We start from the raw sequence: 17,416 nt of genomic DNA, 5'->3' as shown, positions 1-17,416 counted from the left end.
TTTTCACCGGCGGGCAAACCAGTCAGCTTGTCTCGGTGCAGAACCAGTTCTATCGCGCTTTTGACCAGGAGCGGCTCTCGGGTCAGTCGACGGCCGGGGATTATCGCAGTCCCTTCCAGATCGATCGCGATCGGGTGTTGCACACCCCGGCCTTCCGCTCCCTGCAAAGTAAGACCCAGGTTTTCTGGAGTGGGGAATACGATTTTTACCGCACCCGGCTCACCCATTCCCTGGAAGTGGCCCAGATTGGCCGGGGCCTTTGCGATTGGTTGCAGAAGACGAGCGATCTGCTGCACGATGAGTTCTTCATTGATGCCGATCTGGTGGAGGCGGTGTGCCTTTCCCATGACTTGGGGCATCCGCCCTTCGGGCACGCCGGTGAGCGCTCGCTCAATCACTTCATGTGCGATTTTGGCGGCTTTGAGGGCAATGCGCAGACTTTGCGGCTGCTGACTGAGCGGATTTTTTCCGAGAAGCGGGCCGGGATGGACCCTTCCCGGGCCTTCCTTGATGGGGTGCTCAAGTATAAATCCCTTTGGAGCGAGTTGAGCGCGGAGGGGAGCCGGCCGGAGCATCATTTTCTCTACGATGCTCAGCATGGCTATCTCGACTTCGTGCTCGGTGGGCGGGATTTTCCCATCGAGCTGTCCCCGGGGCGGGAGCGCAATGGCTTTCGCTCCATCGAGTGTGAGATTATGGATTGGGCCGACGACACGGCCTACTCCCTCAATGACCTGGCCGATGCCACCCGGGCGGGATTCCTGACTATTGAGAAGCTGGAGGCTTGGGCGGAAAAAAATGGTCACGACACTGGCTAGGAGACGCCCTTGGGTAGTCTCAAGCGGGCCATCCGGCGGGGGCGGGTCGATTCTTTCGCGGGCGCGCGCATCGGGAGTGCCATTCGTGCCACCCGGCTGGAGGAGCGCACTAATTTCATGAGCGCGGAGTCGAACCGTTATCGTTATCAACTCGTGATTGAGGAAGCTCAGCGGGAGGAGAGCGCTCTCTTTAAGAAGCTGGCCTTTGACATCGTTTTTCTCTCTCCCGAATTAAAGCAATTGGAGCACAAGGGTAGTTATGTCTTGCGAAGGTTGTGGGAGTTGTTGGAGAAGCGTTATGTGCGTGGGGAGGCCATCGATGGTCAGCATTTTCAAATTCTTCGGGAAGCGGACGAGGAGGAATTAGCGGCGGCTCAAGATGAGCGTTTGCGGGCTCGCCTGATATGTGATCTCCTCGCGGCGATGACCGATGGCTCGGCGGTGCGGATGTATCGACGCCTCTTCGAGCCCGGTTTCGGCTCGATCGGAGATCTCGTGTAGTTTTTTCCGCAGGGAAAGAAATGGAATCTCCCGGCGCCACCGCGACCAAACGTTGACGCCGGAAGATTGCCTGCGGAATGGATTTTTCAATGACTCGCGGACACCAGGGTCAACGGATCATCGACTCATTCAATGACAGGAAAAGTGCAGGGGTGACAAGGAAAAATAGAGCGCTTATCTCGCTTTTAGAGACGGCCTTCCTCGTAGTCGTAGACGTCGAACCAATAAGAGACCACTTTGTCTTTGGGGATAAATTCCGCGATGTAGTCTTCGAGGAAGACCTGCAACTCGGGCTTCATTTCGCTGATGCGCTTGTAACGGAGATCGTTATTCCAGAGAACGATTTCTTCTTTGGTGTGTGATTGGCCGTTTTCCGCGATCCATTGGACGACGGCTTCATCGTCGGCCCCGGTGGCTACGAATTCACGGAACTGGTCGCCGGAGAGGCCGACAAACTCGAGGAAGAGCTGGTCGAGGGGGCAATCGAAGTGGTAGTCGCCGGCGGTGCCTGCGATTTCGGCCCGGCACTTGTCGAGGGTGCGGGCGGCGACGACGTAGCCGCCGAGGGTTTCGCGAGGACTGCGGGGAGCTTCTTTGTTGAGGTCGAGAGCGGTGATGGATGGCATGATAACTTGGATTTGAAAGGCGGGCTCAGGGGCGCCGCCCCGCAAACTGCTCTCGCCCCACCAGCTGTCAAACGGGGATTTTAGTTTCGGGTCTCCGCCGCTCCATTCGAGCCTGCGCGTTAGAAGGGCAGGCGGGGGCCGCCCTTACCGCCTTTGCCGCCGCCACCGAGGAGATTGCCCAGGCCGCCGAGACCGCCACCGCCGTCTTCGTCGCTGAGGGCCTGCATTTGCTGCATCATCTGCTTCATCTTGGACTTGGAGCCCATCATTTTTTGCATCTGACCGAATTGTTTGATGAGCTGGTTGACCTCGATGAGGGTGCGGCCGCTGCCTTTGGCGATGCGCTTGCGGCGGGTCCCTTTGATGATTTGCGGGCGGCGGCGCTCCTTGGGAGTCATGGAGAGGATGATGGCTTCCATGTGCTTCAGGCGCTTGTCGTCGAGGGCCCCGCTGGGGAGCTGCTTTTTGATTTTGTTGAAGCCGGGCATCATGCCGAGGATGCCTTCGAGGGGGCCGAGATTCTGCAGCATCTTCATTTGCTCGAGGAAGTCCTCGAAGTCGAACTTGCCCTTGGCCATGCGCTTGGCGGCTTTCTCCGCCTTCTCATGGTCGATTTTCTCGGAAATATTTTCCACCATGCTGACCACATCGCCCATGCCGAGGATGCGGTCGGCCATACGGTCGGGGTGGAATTCGGCGAGGTTTTCGATCTTTTCGCCTTCCCCGATGTATTTGATGGGCTTGCCAGTGACCTGGCGCATGGAGAGGGCGGCACCCCCGCGGGCATCGCCATCCAGCTTGGTCAGGATGATGCCGGTGATGCCGACGGCGTCGTCGAAGTGCTGGGCCACGGAGACGGCCTGCTGGCCGGTGGCGGCATCGGCCACGAGGAGGGTTTCCTTGGGCTTGACGAATTTGTGCAGCTTCTTGAGTTCCTCGACGAGGGCGTGGTCGATCTCCTGACGGCCGGCGGTATCGAAGATGATGACGCTGGCTTGGCGGGCGAGGTCGGACTTGAGCGCTTGTTTGGCGACTTTGACGAGGTCCTTTTCGCCGGGTTCGGGGGTGTAGACGGGGACGTCGACCTGTTGACCGAGCAGGGCGAGCTGCTCGATGGCGGCGGGGCGATAGAGGTCGCAGGCGACGAGGAGGGGCTGGCGGCCTTCTTTTTTCAGGCGGCGGGCCAGCTTGGCGGCGGTGGTGGTCTTACCGGCTCCATTGAGTCCGCAGAGCAGGATGTGGGCGGGGGGATTGAGGTCGAGGGGCGCCTGGTCGCCTCCGAGGAGGGCGGCGAGCTCGTCGTGGAAAATCTTGATGATTTGCTCGCCGGGTTTGACCGACTTGAGCACTTCCTCACCCTGTGCTTTTTCGCGCACGGTCTCGATGAAGTTCTTGGCCACCGAGAATTCCACGTCGGCCTCGAGGAGGGCGAGCCGGATCTCGCGGAGGGCATCGTAGATATTCTCTTCGGTGATTTTGCCCGTTCCGGTCAGGTTGCGGAAGGACTTGTCGAGAGCGTCGGAGAGGTTGGAAAACATGGCTTCTGGCCCCCAAAGTGGGTTGTCAGGGCCAATTGATCAAGAGTGGAGATGGTCCCGGGGCGAGGCCAGGCCGCTTTTCGCTTGGCTCGCGGGGGCGGTCGGAGGCAAGATCGCCGCGTTCATGAAAGCCGTTTTCGCGCGATTCGCCGCCCTGCTGCTGGTCTTTCTGGTGGCCTTCGGGACGGTTCTCCTCATTCGCCAATGGCAGGAAAGCCGGGGAGGAGGAGCGGCGGCGGGCTTGTCCGAGTTGCGGCGAGGTCAATTTCGCCCCGAGGACTACACCCTCAAGGAAATGCCACGGCTGGGGGATGGGGACGTCGAGTTGCTGGCGCGGCTGAACTCCGAATACACCCGACTGGTGGGGAGCGTGGTGCCCTCAGTGGTCAGTATCGATACGGTGGGCGAGCAGCGCGAGCAGTTCAGTTATCTGGGTCAGGTCTACGAGCGGAGCCTACAAACGACGGGCATTGGCAGTGGGGTGATCGTGTCGGAGGAAGGGCATGTGGTGACCAACGAGCACGTCATCGATGGCACGGTGGGGATGAAAATCACTTTGCATGACGGGCGCAGCTTCCCGGCCCGGCTGATCGGGAAGGACTCGGCGCTGGATATCGCGGTGCTCCGCATCGAGGGTGAGGGTCCTTTTGAGGCATTGAATTTTGGGAATTCCGATGTCGTCCAGCCGGGGGAGATGGTCTTTGCGGTGGGCAATCCCTTCGGCCTGGGGGAGACGGTGACGCAGGGGATCATCTCGGCCAAGGAGCGCACTCTCTCCGATCGCCAGCGTGATCTTTTCCAAACCGATGCCGCCATCAACCCCGGTAATTCCGGCGGGCCGCTGGTGAATTATCGCGGCGAAATCATCGGCATCAATGTCGCCATCTACTCGCCGGATGAAGAGAATCAGGCCTTCGCGGGGGTGGGTTTTTCCATTCCGTCCAACGATGTGCGCGAGACTTTTACCCAGATTCTGGAACGCGGGCGTCCGGTGCGCGGATTCCTCGGTCTTATGGGCAGCGACCTGAACTCCCGGGTGCGCTACGAGCTGGGCTATCCCCAGGGCCCGGGCATCGCCATTGATGAGGTGGTGCCGGGGAGTCCGGCCGAGCTCGCTGGCATCCAGCCCAACGATATTGTGCGCCGCTACGGAGGGCAGGTGGTGGGGAGTCTGGCGCAATTCATTTCCCTCATCCAGCGCACTCAGGTGGGCGAGGAGGTGGAGCTGGAGGTCTGGCGCTTCCGCGAAAATTTGGATCTGGTGGCCACCATTGCGGATTACGATGAGTGGCGGAGCTCGAACTTGGGGCAGGATAGCGAGCGTCCGCCCACCGATAGCCGGGAGGTGCTTCAGCGGGTGGGGCTCCTTGTGCGGGAGCTCTCCGTGCTGGAGCGCATGCGGGGTGGCCAGGGCGTGCTGGTGGTGGATATCTTACCCGACAGTCTGGCTGCCGAGGCCGGGGTGCTCGAGGGCGATCTGATCCTCGCGATCAATGGCCGGCGGATGCTGGAGGCCACCCAGCTGCTGGCTCGCCTCATTTCCTCCGCGCCGAGCCGGGAGACCGAACTGGTCATCCGGCGGGGGCCGCAAGCGCTGAAGGTGACCTTGCCACGGCTTCAGGAAAGCTGACTTTCTTCCTCCAGAATGGCGATGATTTCGTGGCCGAGGTGTTCTTTGCTCGCTTTTTCCAGCGGCATCACCCGGTCGCGGAAAAGGAGGGTGACCTCATTCTCGCGGGAGTCGAAGCCGATGTCGGAGCGGCTGACGTCGTTGGCAATGACGAGGTCGCAACCTTTGCGCTCCAGCTTGGCGAGGGCGTTTTCTTCCACCTTTTCGGTCTCGGCGGCGAAGCCGACCAGGTAGCCGGTGAAGCCGAATTCCGCTCGTGCGGAGCCCAGGATGTCGGGGGTGCGGACGAGTTCGAGGGTGAGGGTGTCGCCGGTTTTCTTGATTTTCTGCTCCTCCACCCGCGCCGGGCGGTAGTCGGCCACGGCAGCGGCAAAGAGGGCGACCTGGGCTTTCCCGATCCAGTGCTTGACCGCCTGGTGCATATCGGCGGCGGATTCCACCGGGATGAAGTCGATGCCATCGGGCACCTCAATGGTGGTGGGGCCGGAGATGAGGATGACGCGGTGGCCCTTGCGGGCGGCGGCCTCGGCGAGGGCGTAGCCCATCTTGCCCGAAGAGCGATTGGTGAGGTAGCGCACCGGATCGATGGCTTCGCGGGTCGGTCCGGCCGTGATGAGAATGGTCATGGGTAAAGATACAAGATGACAAGAGGCAAGACACAAGATTTAAACCTCCTCAAATCAACTCACTCCGCGGCTTTGCGGTGAAAGCAAAATTAGTGAGACACTTCTTGCCCTCCGCGCTATCTCCCCGCCCTCCACTTCTCAGCGGTTGTCCCAAAAACACCAAGACCCAAAGTATCCCACCTCAACTTTACGACTGAAATCTTGAATCTTGCCGTCTTGTATCTTGAGGCTTCTTCCAACTAACACCCTGCCACCACGGCGAGGATTTTTTCCACGGGGGCGAGGCGGCCGACTCCCTGATAGCCACAGGCAAGGTCGCCGCTGGCGGGCTCGATGAATTGACAGCCGTCTTCCTTGAGCTGTGCCACATTGCGCACGGTGGCGGGGTGTTGCCACATCTTGCCGTTCATGGCCGGGGCGAGGAGGACGGGGGTTTCGCGAGGCAGGGCGAGGTAGATGGAGGAGAGGGGATCGGGGGCAAGACCTTGCGCGAAATTGGCCAGAGTATTGGCCGAGAGGGGGGCCACGAGGAAGAGGTCGGCCTCGTCGGCAAGCTCGATGTGACCGGGTTTCCAAGAGTTTTTCTCATCCTCGAGGGAGACGAGGACCGGCTCCCGGGAAAGGACTTGCAGGGTGAGGGGGGTGATGAACTCGGTGGCGGCCTGCGTCATCACGCAATGCACTTCGTGACCTTCCTTGACCAGTTGCGAGGTGAGGTCGGCGGCCTTGTAGGCTGCGATGGATCCGGTGATGCCGAGCACGATGTTCATGGGGAAATCAGTCTTTCTGCCGCGTGGTGCGCAGGCGTTGGGTCAGGAGGAGGTTCTTGAAGAGAGTGTAGTCCGTTTCTTTGTCGGTCGAAAGGAGGCGGTAGCTGTATTTCGGCCAGTGCGGGACTTCTTCGCGGGCATTTTTCAGGCGCAGGGCAATGACTTCCTCGGGGTCGGTGCCGCGGCCGCGCAGGCGCAGCTCCAGCTCCTCGTCGGTGGCCGGCATGACGAAGAGGTCGACGAGGGCGCGCTGGATGTCCGGGTCGGGATGGAGCCGCACTTGCTCCGCTCCCTGCACATCGATGTCCATGACCACGTCCTTGCCTTGTTGGAGAAAAGTGAGGACCTCGCTGAGGAGGGTGCCGTAGAAGTTGCCGTGCACCTCGGCGTGCTCGAGGAAAGCTCCGTTCGCGATCTCGGCCTGGAACTCGGGGACGGTGAGGAAGTGGTAGTCGCGACCATTGACCTCGCCCGCGCGTGGGGAGCGGGTGGTGCAGGAGGTGGAGTAATGAGCCAGGCCCTCGAGGGCGAGACGGCGGCAGAGAGTGGTTTTTCCCGAACCGGAGGGTCCGGAGACGAGGTAGAGGATGCCAGTGGAAGTCATAGGGACAAAAAGGATGCCGGTGGGCGCATTCTGTTTTGGACCACTCGGGCGCGAATGGATAGGCTTTTCCGCGATGAGGTGGGTCTTGAATTGGGCAAGCAGCCCTGCCGCGGGCGAGCCGGTGAGCGCTTGTCTGCGGGAGGGAGGCTACAAGGTGCGGGAGAGCGCCAGCTTGGCAGAAGCGCTCGCGGCCTTGCAGGAGGGAGGACTGGCCCTGGTGGTGATGCCGCTGGATTTGCCCGCGCTGCAACGGATTCAGGGCGATTTTCCCACCATCCCGGTTCTGGTGGTGGACCAGGCCGAGGGCAGTGCGGGGGCCATTGAGGCCGTGCAGGCCGGGGCCTATGACTTCCTGCCGCTGCCCTTCGATGGGGCGGAGCTGCGCTCGCTGGTGGCCGAGGCGGTGGCCAGTGCCCATGATGAGGACAACTTCGAGCTGGGTGCGATCGAGGGCTCTTCGGGCGAACTGGTGGGCACCAGCCGGGCGATGGGCAAGGTCTACCGCGACATTGCCAAGCTGGCCGCCACCCCGGTGACGGTGCTGGTGCGGGGCGAGACCGGTACGGGCAAGGAGCTGGCCGCCCGCGCTCTCTGGACCCATGGCCACCGCGCCCACTTGCCCCTGGTGGTGGTCAACTGTGCCGCCATCCCCGAGAATTTGCTGGAGAGCGAGCTCTTCGGCTACGAGAAGGGGGCCTTCACCGGGGCCACCGTGGCGCGCAAGGGGAAGTTCGAGCAAGCCAATGGCGGCACCCTCTTTCTCGACGAAATCGGGGACATGAGTCTGCCCCTGCAGGCCAAGATGCTCCGGGTTCTGCAGGAGAAGCGGATCGAACGCGTGGGCGGCCGGGGTGAGATTGCCATCGATGTGCGGGTCATCGCCGCCACCCATCAGCCATTGGAAAAAATGGTGGAAGAAGGAACCTTTCGCGAGGACTTGCTCTATCGCCTGCAGGCGGCCAGCCTGGTCCTCCCTCCGCTGCGCGATCGCATGGGCGATGCCGAGCTGCTCACCCGTCACTTCCTGGCCCATCTCGGGGAAGAACTGGGGGTGCAGGGGAAAATCTCCCGCGAGGCCCTCTCTCTCATCGCCCGTCAGCCTTGGCCGGGCAATGTGCGCCAGCTGCAGAACGTCCTCCGCCGGGCCCTCCTCAAAAGGCGCGACCTGGTCATTAGTCGTGAGGATATCGCCGAACTTCTGGCCCCGGCGAGGGAGCCGGCGGTGGATCATCACTTGGCGGAACTGGCTCGCGCCGCTCTCGATGAGGCCGAGGAAGCGGGGGAAGGCAATGCTCTGCGCCAAGTGGTGGCCGAGGCGGAAAGGGCGACCATTCGGCAGGCTTTGGAACGCAGCGGGGGCAATCAATCCAAGGCCGCCCGTTGGCTGGGCATCACGCGATTGACGCTGCGGGAGAAATTGAAGAAGTGAGGGAGAGGAGACGGCTCCGTTCGTGCGCCGTTAGAGGCGTCTTCTCCGCAAAAGTCCCTGGAGGCCTGCGAACGACAGGATGAAGGTCGTGCCAGGCTCGGGAATGGAGGTGATGCCAAAGCGGTTGGCAAGAATCCTTTCGTATCTCGCTGCGTTCTCGGGATCGCGCTGGATTTGGTCAAGCAGCCGGTCACGAATCTGCTGTTCCCATTCGGTGGATTCGATTGGAACCCGATTAATCTCGTTCTGTGCGAAGATTGCATTGAGCCATCCGCGGGCGGCAGAAGGCTCCCTCGCAGCCCAAGCTTCCACGATGCTTGCAGAATAAGAACTTGAGACGGACCCTAAAATCGAGGGGTGCGGCTCGGCTTCCTCTTGGTAAGGAGCGATTTCGAAGAGAGCTTGGCCGTGAATCAGGGTGGGAAAAAGGAAAAGCACAGCGAGTATCTTCATCACGTCAACGTGGGGCCCCGCTGTCTTTTCTACAAGGGCAATGCGAGTGGTAAGAAGACGACGGGAGGCTGGGGTGCAAAAAAAGCGGACCTTGCCGGTCCGCTTTTCTTTTCTCGGGGGGGAGTGGGGGAAACGCGTCAGACGCGATCTCGCAATTGTTCGAGAGTGGCCTTGTTTTCCAGCAGGCGGGGGAGCAGCTCGCTCCGGATCATCGCTTTGCACTCGGTCATCACGTCGTCGCTATTGAGAGCGGACTCGTATTCGTGGATGCCGTGTTCCTCCCCATTGATGAGGGAAGTGAGGGCCGCATTTTCGCCGAAGAGGGCGGAGGCGGACTGCACCGCATTGGCGAAGGTGCCCCAAGCTCCGGAATCGTGATCCGGTTGCCCGCCCATGGAGCGGACGTTCTCGGTGAGGGTCTGCACGCTGGCACGATGGCCGTCGCGGATCTGGATGAGGGTCGCGACCTCGGGCTCGTCTTTGAACTTGTCGATGGCTGTGCCGTAGGTTTCCACTGCTGAGATTTCACCTCTCAGCAATTCGTTACAGGCACGGATACAATCTCGATTCAGAATGGTTTCAGTCATGATGTTTTTTTGAAGGGTTGAGAGAGCCTCTCTTCTCAAGGGACTCTCTTCTCTCCCTTCGCTGTCTCTGTGCCAACCACAGGACATCAGCGACTTAGGTTTGTTTTGCCCAGTTAGCACCGGGTCAGGAGGGGGAAAACCCCGCAGCTTGCAACCCCGACCTTGCAAGCTGCCTCTCCGTTTTTGCGGCTTCAGGCAGTGAGCTTGGCGACCGCCGAACTCAGCTTCTCCTTTAGGGTCTCATCCTGGATACCTTCTTTGGGGGAAAAGTTGTCGTGAAAATTGGGGAGGCTGAAGGTGGCCTTGAGCTCTGCTCCCATGCGGGGAAAGGTGGCCTCGGCGGCAGCCAAGACGCTGGCTCCCCCCCGTCCCCCCGGTGAGGTCGCCATCAGGAGCAGGGGCTTGTGGCCCCACACCTCGTAGCGCTGGCGCGAGGCCCAGTCGTAGAGGTTTTTGAAGGCCGCGGCGTAGCTGCCATTGTGCTCGGCCAAGGAAATGACCAGGGCCTCATGGCCATCGATGAGGGCGAGAAACTCCTCCACGCTAGGCGGGATGCCATTTTGTTCTTCCCCATCGACCGAGAAGAGCGGCAATTCGAATTGGCGCAAATCGAGATCCGTCACCTCTGCACCTGGCACGAGATTGGCGGCATAGCGGGCCAGCTGCCGGTTGATGGATTGGGAACTGGTCGAGGCCCCGAAGGAAAGAATCTTCATCCCTGACAGACTGGCCTCCTGGCAACGGGGTGGCAATGAAAGAGGCTGGCAACATCGAATACACGTCCCTTCGTTGACGTTTCAGGGGCCATGAATACTGTTGTTCCAGTTATGAAAAATAAGACCGCAATCCTTCGTCGTGGCGTGCAAGCAAGTGCGCTCAGCGTCCTCTTCGCCCTCGTCAGCTGCACCACCACCAATCCCTACACCGGGCAGCAACAGGTTTCCAAGACCGCCGCCGGAGCTGGTCTCGGCACTCTCGCGGGCGCTGGCCTGGGAGCCATCATTGGCAACAATGTCGGCGATGGGGATGCCGGACGTGGCGCCCTGATTGGGGCTGGCATCGGGGCCCTCGCTGGGGGCGGGATCGGGCAATACATGGACCAGCAGGAAGCCCTCATCCGTCGTCAGCTGCAAGGCACCGGAGTCAGCGTCACCCGCCAGGGCAACGACATCATCCTGAATATGCCCAACGACGTCACCTTCAGCGTGGCAAGCGCCAATCTGCAACCTCGGGTGACCAATACCCTGGATTCGGTAGCGCTGGTGCTCAATAAGTTTGACCGCACCCTCGTCACTGTGGAAGGCCACACCGACTCCGATGGGGGCACTTCCTATAACCAGAATCTCTCCGAGCAGCGGGCGCTGAGCGTGGCCAATTACCTGAGCAGTCGTCGGGTCAATCCCCAGCGTCTCATTGTGCGCGGCTATGGCGAGAGCCAGCCCATCGCTTCCAACTCCAGCCAAGCCGGCAAGGCGCAAAACCGTCGGGTGGAAATCCACATCGTGCCCCAGCAATAGGGGACGCCTCCTCGAATCTGTGATGAAGAAGCCCGGGCCTGCAAAGCCCGGGTTTTTTTGCTTAAGAGGTGGCCTCCAGGCTGGGGCGACCGCGGAATTTCCGCCAGCCTCGGAGGAGGAGGCCGCTCGTTTTCCAAACGATCCAACCGGCGGCGATGACGAGGAGGACACAGAGGAAGAGGGCGGGCACGGGAGCAATGGCCATCAGCCCCAAGCCTCCAAGGACGGTGACATCTTCCGCAGAGCTCGCTGCGATATTGGAAACTGGCTCCGGGGAAAGGTTGAGAAAGAGGCGGCTTCCTGTCTTGGCCAGATGGGTGGTCAGAGAAGTGCTCCCGGCCAGGAGACCCGCGATGACCGAGACCACGGGATCGAGCTCGCCCAAGGCGGCCAGCGCGAGGAGGGTGCCCCCTGCCGGGCGCACGATGGTGTGGAGAACATCCCAGGTGGAGTCGACCCAGGGTATTTTGTCGGCAAAGAATTCGACGATAAAGAGGGTGGCGGCGACGCCCAGTATCCAGGGGTCGCCCAAGATGGCCAGTTGCTCGTGTTTGCTGGCCAGCGCCAACCAGTCGAAGCGGATGGCGAGTCCGGCCACAAAGGTGGTGAGGTAAAGATTGACCCCCGCGAAGGTGGCAAAACCCAGGGCGAGGCCCAGATGTTCGAGGATTTCCATGGTGTGAGAGGCTAGCTCATTCCGCGAGAAGCAGCGATGGGAAAATCCCCTGCGGTTTCTCATGCTGGCGAGAGTCGGATTTTCGGCGAAGGTTACTATTTTGTTTCTTTCGCCTGAAAATCGTCCGGGAGTAGGTCTGTTTTCTAAAAAAGCCGCTTTTCGGGCGGGCAATATGAGTGCGGGGCGGTCGTTTTCTTAAAATCCATGACTGTCATTCAGCAATTTACTCTCACCTTGGGGGCGGCACTGGCGATGGCCGGCGGAGTTGGAGCGGAAGCGAGTTTACCCTGCGGATGCTCGTCTCATCCCCCTCTTGTTTCCGGTCCAGACGCGGTCAAGGCCCGGGTGTCTCTCGACCTCCCCGATGGTCTGCCAGAGTCCTTTACTCTCCCGCTTGCCCTGGGAGGGGAAATTTACCACCTGCATTTGCAAAAGAATCGGGTTTTTGGAGCGAACACCCGTTTTCTTGTCAGTGATGGGGCGGGCGCTCTCACTCCGGTTGATCCGGGGCCAGACCGCTCTTACTTGGGTCAGGTGGGAGAGAATGCTGACTACGCGGTGAGTGCCGTGCTGACTGAAGAAGGGCTGATAGCCAATATCATTCGGCCCGGGGAGGTCACAATCACTGTGAGTCCGACCGGGGAGGAGGGTATCCACGAGCTCTCCCTCGACCACGATCAGCAGCAGGCCTGCGGGACGGAAGAGACCTTGCCGGGACCCATCATCACGGCGGAGGGCGAAGAGCTGGGTGCCACGCCTCTGCCCATCACGACCGCTTTCACTGTATTTGCGGCCAAAAGCAGCGGGGCAGAAGAGGCTTCCACCGCGACTCTCGCTCCCGAGCGGGTGATGGATGTCCTCGAATACGAGGTCGGGGTGGAGATCAGCTCGCGGGCATTCCTCAACAACTACGGCGGTGACCTCAGCTATGCGCAATCGGTGGCCCAGGGCATCCCGGGAAATCTCGACTCGCGCTATTTGCGGGCCACGGGCATCAAGCATCGCCTGGGCACGGTCATCATTCGCACCTCGGCGGCAAATGATCCTCTGGACGGCCAAGTGAACAATGGCACCCATAGCGGAGGCTTGAGTGCTTTCCGCGATTATTGGAACAATCACCCTGCCGAAGTGGGGACGACCCACGACCTCGCGGTCTACCATGTGCGGGCCTCCCCTTCCGGCCTAGCCTACGTGAATAGTGTAGGCACCGGGAGCCGTTATGCATTGAGCGCCAGTAATGGGGCTACCAGCTGGGCTGATGGCACGCTTGTGCACGAGTTTGGCCATTCCTGGAGCTTGCGTCACACGGGAGATGCGCCCATCACGCAATATGATGAGGACCAATACAATGCGGGGCACATCCCGCCCGGCTCGTTCTATGAGTCCAAGCCTCGCAGTGGTTCGGGTGCCAGCTCGGCCGGGGGCAAGCACCTTTTCGTCAGCATCATGCACGGCGGGGGAGACCACAATATCGGCCGCATGGCCAGTGACGAAGCCCAGGCTGTCTACAATGTGAAGCAGCAGAAGCGAAATCATGGTGATCTGATTGCCAATCCGGGGCCTATTCCTCCCTTCGGCTTTCGCGATCGCGCGGTTTCCTTTGGCGACCCGGTGACCATCGATGCCGTCAAAAACGATTACGACTGCAACAATGACGTCCTCGACCTGCGCTTGCTCGATACCGTGAGCCAAAAGGGAGGGGCCCTCTCCCTTTCGCAGGGAACGGGACCGGGAGGGCGCAACGAGGTGATCTACACCCCACCGCCCGGCTACAATGGGCCGGACTTTTTTAGCTACACGGTCTGCGACGCCACGGGATTGACAGATTGGGGGACGGTCTACGTCATCAATCAGGGCCCGGTCACCGTCAATACCAACACCACTTCCTTCAACTACGATCTGGGACCGCTCGATTCCCCCGTTTTGGCGGGCTGGGCGGCCATCGGTCCGGAAACCACGGGAGATATCAACTGGACCGGAGCGGCAGTCGAAGCCCGCGATCGCGGCCTGGGCGATGGCGTCAATGATGCCAATCGCGACTTCGTCACCGGTAGCGGCTCTGCGACTTTGAATCATAAAATCGGGAATGGCGTCTGGAAGATCACCATCAACATGGGAGATCGCACCCATGCCCATGACCAAATGGGCGTGCGCGCCGAAGGCATCACCATAGGTTCGGGAGTGAACTCTGCTGCTGCCGAATTCAGCTATGTTAATGGTCAAGTGGAAGTGCGGGATGGAGAACTGAACCTGGAGATCTTCGATCAGGGGGGCAGTGATGCCAACTGGGTCATCAACCGGCTTTCCCTGGAAAAAGTGGCCGAGATTGTCGATGGCACGCGCTACAGCTACAATCATGACCTGGGGCCTGCCGGGTCCGTCATTCGTCCCGGCTGGACCCTCATCAGTCCCGAAAGCGCGGGCGCGGTCTACTGGAGTGGGGCCCCTGTGACCGGTCTCGACCGCGGGCAGGAGGGCACCAATGAGATCAACCGCGACCTCATCACCGGCTCGGGAGCGGCGACTCTCCACCACAAATTGACCCCCGGGGTGTGGGGAATCACCATGAATATGGGCGACCGCACCGTGGCCCACGACCAGATGGGCGTGCGCGCGGAGGGCGAGCTCATCGGCTCGGGAGTCAACTCCGCAGCTGGCTCTTTCCCATACGTGAACGCCGATGTCACGGTGACCGATGGCGAGCTGAACCTGGAATTTTTCGATGGCGGAGGAGCCGATCTCAATTGGGTGGTGACCCGTCTCTCGCTGATCAAAAAAAGCGAAATCGTGGACCTCAGCAAAACCCGATATGACTACGACATCGGCCCCAAGGACTCGGTGGTGCAAAGTGGCTGGACGCCGATTTGGCCGGATACCACGGGTGAAATCTCCTGGAGTGGCGACGCCATCGAGTCCGCCGACCGCGACTTGGGCGGAGGGGTGAACAACATCAATCGTGACTTCGTCTTTGGTAGTGGCACCACCGTCCTCAATCACAAGCTGGCCAATGGCAATTGGGCCATCACGCTCAATATGGGCGATCGGCTCAATCCTCATGATGACATGGTGGTGAGAGCCGAGGGCGTGCTGCTGGAGCCCGGCCTGGACTCCGAGGCCGGGGCCTATCCTTACGTGCGCGGCGAAGTCGCGGTGAGCGATGGCGAGCTCAATCTCGAATTCTCCGATGGTGGCGGCTCCGACCCGAACTGGGTGGTGACGCGCATGAGCCTCGAATGGAAGGGATCGCTCGGTCCGCAAGCGCCCGCCGTCGCCAGCGGCTCCCTCTCCGGTCTCACCCAGACCAGCGTCAATCTCAGTGTCAACGTGGTTGATGATGGGGGAGAAACTCCGGCGGTCACCCTTTATTATGGGCAGAGCGATGGCACCACCGTCGCCGGGGACTGGTCGACGAGTGTCTTCCTGGGCTCGCGGGGCGAGGGCTCTACCATTGTCCCTCTCAGCGGCTTGGCTCCTGGAAAGACCTATTACTACAATGTCGCCGCCAGCAATAGCGCCGGCACCGGTTGGGGGAGCACGGCCAGCTTCACCACCCTGCCCGGGGGCTACTCCCACTGGTCGAGCGAGCACGAGGTCACCACCGGCCCCCAAGGGGATGACGATGGCGATGGCGTGAGCAACTTGGTCGAATATGCCCTCGGGCTCGACCCGCAGGCTGCCGAACCCTCGCCTGGCACCTTAAGGGATGGCGTGCTCTCTTTCGCAAAGGGAGCGGAGGCGGCGGCCAATGGTGATTTGCGCTACACCATCGAGACCTCGCCGGATTTGCAGGATCCTTGGACCACGGTGGAGGCTTCGATCGAGACCGATGAAGAAATCTCCTGCTCTCTCCCTGAGGGGCAAAGTCGGATTTTTGCCCGCCTCCGGGTCGTGCAACAGTAGGGGGAGTCACCCTGCAATTGACGGCGTCGAGCCTGCAGGTTCTACTCTGGTATGCCCAGCTTACCGCAAATGATCGCTCTGGCTGTTATCTGCGGTTTGCTATCGTGCTCCAGAGGAGGCCGAGAAGGAGAAGGGCCAGAGCTGGAAAACGAGTCGTCGCACCTGGATTTGCTGAATAAACTGATAAGCGGCAAAGCCGTAGGAGACTCTCTCACAAAAGGAGTCGTGACATTCCCATTCCCAGCCAATAATCGGCAAGGGCAAGTCGAAGAGGTCGGAGCCCAGGACGCAAGTGGCAGCCAACAGCGATGAGCGGTCCCTCCTGTTGTTTTCCGCCGTCAAACGAGCCTCCTCGGGAAACGATTGGTAGATTGCGCGGTCGGGCATTGAGCGCTGAATATGAAAAGGAACGACCATATTCGATTGAAAATCGCCTCTTCCATTCCCTGTTAAAAGCTGCTACCCACTACGGGTGAAAAGTGTCCTATTACGTGACATCAACCTACGCCTTAGAGGGCGGCCCCACGCCAGAAAACTGCATCTGGGGATTTTCTGTGGACCCGAGCAGATCGCGCCCGGGCAATCGTCTGCAAAGCCCACAACCACGCTGGAAAAATCGTGCTACCATTACGAAAACCGCGTCGGGTATTCCTCTTTGGCCAAGTAGGGACCCGATCGGGGAAAATTTTGAAACAGGGGAGTATAATGTTTATTCTTTCGTGAGCAATAGGTCTGTAAATGAAGTTGATATTCTCGGAGAGGCCTTATGCGGAGGTGTGTGTATAACTGTCGCTGTCGTCGTTGGGAGAGTTGTAATCAAGAAAGTTATTAAAACTTCTGCGAAGAAGGCGGCTCAAAAAGCAGCAAGGAAACGAGCAGAGCAAGAATTGAGAAAACGTGCAAAAAAATATCTGAATGTGTGACTCTTCATGCCGCTTACAAGCAAATGGAAGATAAGTGCGAAAAATGTAAACCTTGTATGAGGTGTAATAAAGTGAGAGAGAATATAACTTGTTGGTCCTCTGTTTCTGCTGGAAGAAAGAAATATTTAGGGAAGAAGTGTGACTATATCCTTCCCGGGGCGATAGCAAAGGGATCAGCAAAGCAAGAGAAAGATCATAAAGAGGAGCGGAACAAGGCCATAAAACATGTCGCAAAATGCACGCTAGCTCTTCAAACATGTGAGAATTAGAAGTGAAGTAATGGAAAAGGATTATCCATCGTTTAAAGAGCTAACTCCTACTGATGGGCGTGATTTAGATGAAAAAATTGCAGCTGAGCATTTTTTTGGCAAGTCGATACCGGAGTCCTATGAGATGTTTTTATCTAATCCTGATTATTTTTTAAATGATTTCCTGCACTTAGGAAAAGAAGGGTTTTTGTTTTACGCTGAAATAATTGTTCTTTATTTAAGGGAGTGCGTGGATGGTTATGATGATGTATTTATTGATTTCTTCAAATATATAGTGAAGTCTAGAGGGGACGATTTAAGAGGGACCAAATTACTTTCGTTAATTGAGGATGTGCTACACGAAGAAATTTAGTCAGACGCGGAATCTCCGTGTAGCGCACTACTTTGACATCGTACTGGATTGCCAAATTTTTTGGTGAGATTCTTGATGGGGTCGCAGACGGGGTCGGTCCGTGACGTGTAAGCGGGGTCGGACGTGTAAGCGGGGTCGGACGTGTAAGCGGGGTCGGACGTGTAAGCGGGGTCGGACGTGTAAGCGGGGTCGGACGT

The 17,416-nt window shown here is 59.5% G+C and carries 18 protein-coding genes; 8 read left to right on the top strand and 10 right to left on the bottom strand.

The window, feature by feature from the left end:
- Positions 1-35: 35 nt before the first annotated feature.
- Both dgt and JIN78_RS00085 read left to right on the top strand, forming a co-directional pair.
- Positions 36-818, top strand: a complete 783-nt coding sequence (dgt, locus tag JIN78_RS00090; RefSeq protein WP_200389878.1) for a dGTP triphosphohydrolase — start codon at positions 36-38, stop codon at positions 816-818.
- A gap of 9 nt (positions 819-827) precedes the next feature.
- Positions 828-1,319 (top strand): hypothetical protein, encoded by a 492-nt coding sequence (locus JIN78_RS00085; RefSeq protein WP_200389877.1) that lies wholly within the window; start codon positions 828-830, stop codon positions 1,317-1,319.
- Between the two features lie 185 nt (positions 1,320-1,504).
- Here JIN78_RS00085 and JIN78_RS00080 read toward each other — a convergent pair whose 3' ends face one another.
- The gene (locus JIN78_RS00080) at positions 1,505-1,945 is read right to left on the bottom strand and encodes a DUF5069 domain-containing protein (protein ID WP_200389876.1); all 441 of its coding nucleotides are present in this window, start codon (positions 1,943-1,945) and stop codon (positions 1,505-1,507) included.
- A gap of 119 nt (positions 1,946-2,064) precedes the next feature.
- Positions 2,065-3,483: a signal recognition particle protein gene (gene ffh, locus JIN78_RS00075; protein WP_200389875.1), complete on the bottom strand. Its 1,419-nt coding sequence runs from the start codon at positions 3,481-3,483 to the stop codon at positions 2,065-2,067.
- A gap of 124 nt (positions 3,484-3,607) precedes the next feature.
- Here ffh and JIN78_RS00070 point away from each other — a divergent pair, with 124 nt between their 5' ends.
- On the top strand, positions 3,608-5,113 hold the full coding sequence (locus JIN78_RS00070; protein ID WP_200389874.1) for a trypsin-like peptidase domain-containing protein: 1,506 nt from the start codon (positions 3,608-3,610) through the stop codon (positions 5,111-5,113).
- Here the strand turns inward: JIN78_RS00070 and JIN78_RS00065 are convergent.
- From JIN78_RS00065 to gmk, 3 genes are all read right to left on the bottom strand, one after another.
- On the bottom strand, positions 5,101-5,739 hold the full coding sequence (locus JIN78_RS00065) for a phosphopantothenoylcysteine decarboxylase domain-containing protein (RefSeq protein ID WP_200389873.1): 639 nt from the start codon (positions 5,737-5,739) through the stop codon (positions 5,101-5,103). The genes JIN78_RS00070 and JIN78_RS00065 overlap by 13 nt on opposite strands.
- Positions 5,740-5,978: 239 nt before the next feature.
- Positions 5,979-6,509, bottom strand: a complete 531-nt coding sequence (locus JIN78_RS00060; protein ID WP_200389872.1) for a flavoprotein — start codon at positions 6,507-6,509, stop codon at positions 5,979-5,981.
- Positions 6,510-6,516: 7 nt separating this feature from the next.
- Positions 6,517-7,113, bottom strand: coding sequence for a guanylate kinase (gmk, locus tag JIN78_RS00055; protein WP_200389871.1), 597 nt, complete (start codon positions 7,111-7,113; stop codon positions 6,517-6,519).
- A gap of 73 nt (positions 7,114-7,186) precedes the next feature.
- Between gmk and JIN78_RS00050 the strand changes: the two genes are divergently transcribed.
- On the top strand, positions 7,187-8,542 hold the full coding sequence (locus tag JIN78_RS00050; protein ID WP_200389870.1) for a sigma-54 dependent transcriptional regulator: 1,356 nt from the start codon (positions 7,187-7,189) through the stop codon (positions 8,540-8,542).
- Between the two features lie 30 nt (positions 8,543-8,572).
- Here JIN78_RS00050 and JIN78_RS00045 read toward each other — a convergent pair whose 3' ends face one another.
- The 3 genes from JIN78_RS00045 to JIN78_RS00035 form a co-directional block, all read right to left on the bottom strand.
- Positions 8,573-8,995 carry a PEP-CTERM sorting domain-containing protein gene (locus JIN78_RS00045; RefSeq protein WP_200389869.1) on the bottom strand — a complete coding sequence of 141 codons (423 nt, stop codon included), beginning with the start codon at positions 8,993-8,995 and terminating at the stop codon, positions 8,573-8,575.
- A gap of 137 nt (positions 8,996-9,132) precedes the next feature.
- Positions 9,133-9,582 carry a DUF2383 domain-containing protein gene (locus JIN78_RS00040; protein WP_200389868.1) on the bottom strand — a complete coding sequence of 150 codons (450 nt, stop codon included), beginning with the start codon at positions 9,580-9,582 and terminating at the stop codon, positions 9,133-9,135.
- A 191-nt stretch (positions 9,583-9,773) separates the two neighbouring features.
- Positions 9,774-10,298, bottom strand: a complete 525-nt coding sequence (locus JIN78_RS00035; RefSeq protein ID WP_200389867.1) for an NADPH-dependent FMN reductase — start codon at positions 10,296-10,298, stop codon at positions 9,774-9,776.
- 111 nt (positions 10,299-10,409) lie between these two features.
- On the opposite strand from JIN78_RS00035, the gene JIN78_RS00030 reads away from it, so the two are divergent.
- The gene (locus JIN78_RS00030) at positions 10,410-11,099 is read left to right on the top strand and encodes a YiaD family glycine zipper/OmpA-like lipoprotein (RefSeq protein ID WP_200389866.1); all 690 of its coding nucleotides are present in this window, start codon (positions 10,410-10,412) and stop codon (positions 11,097-11,099) included.
- Positions 11,100-11,160: 61 nt separating this feature from the next.
- On the opposite strand, the gene JIN78_RS00025 is transcribed toward JIN78_RS00030, so the two are convergent.
- Positions 11,161-11,775: a DUF4126 domain-containing protein gene (locus JIN78_RS00025; protein WP_200389865.1), complete on the bottom strand. Its 615-nt coding sequence runs from the start codon at positions 11,773-11,775 to the stop codon at positions 11,161-11,163.
- Positions 11,776-11,979: 204 nt separating this feature from the next.
- Here JIN78_RS00025 and JIN78_RS00020 point away from each other — a divergent pair, with 204 nt between their 5' ends.
- On the top strand, positions 11,980-15,675 hold the full coding sequence (locus JIN78_RS00020; protein WP_200389864.1) for an Ig-like domain-containing protein: 3,696 nt from the start codon (positions 11,980-11,982) through the stop codon (positions 15,673-15,675).
- 99 nt (positions 15,676-15,774) lie between these two features.
- Here JIN78_RS00020 and JIN78_RS00015 read toward each other — a convergent pair whose 3' ends face one another.
- Positions 15,775-16,062, bottom strand: a complete 288-nt coding sequence (locus JIN78_RS00015) for a hypothetical protein (RefSeq protein WP_200389863.1) — start codon at positions 16,060-16,062, stop codon at positions 15,775-15,777.
- 92 nt (positions 16,063-16,154) lie between these two features.
- On the opposite strand from JIN78_RS00015, the gene JIN78_RS00010 reads away from it, so the two are divergent.
- Both JIN78_RS00010 and JIN78_RS00005 read left to right on the top strand, forming a co-directional pair.
- Positions 16,155-16,598: a hypothetical protein gene (locus tag JIN78_RS00010; RefSeq protein ID WP_200389862.1), complete on the top strand. Its 444-nt coding sequence runs from the start codon at positions 16,155-16,157 to the stop codon at positions 16,596-16,598.
- A 279-nt stretch (positions 16,599-16,877) separates the two neighbouring features.
- Positions 16,878-17,219, top strand: coding sequence for a hypothetical protein (locus tag JIN78_RS00005; protein ID WP_200389861.1), 342 nt, complete (start codon positions 16,878-16,880; stop codon positions 17,217-17,219).
- Positions 17,220-17,416: the final 197 nt, after the last annotated feature.

The sequence above is a fragment of the Roseibacillus ishigakijimensis genome (assembly GCF_016595415.1).
Taxonomy (GTDB): domain Bacteria; phylum Verrucomicrobiota; class Verrucomicrobiia; order Verrucomicrobiales; family Akkermansiaceae; genus Roseibacillus; species Roseibacillus ishigakijimensis.
The sequence above is the reverse complement of the archived record's forward strand: the minus strand, read 5'-3'. Positions and strand labels throughout refer to the sequence as shown.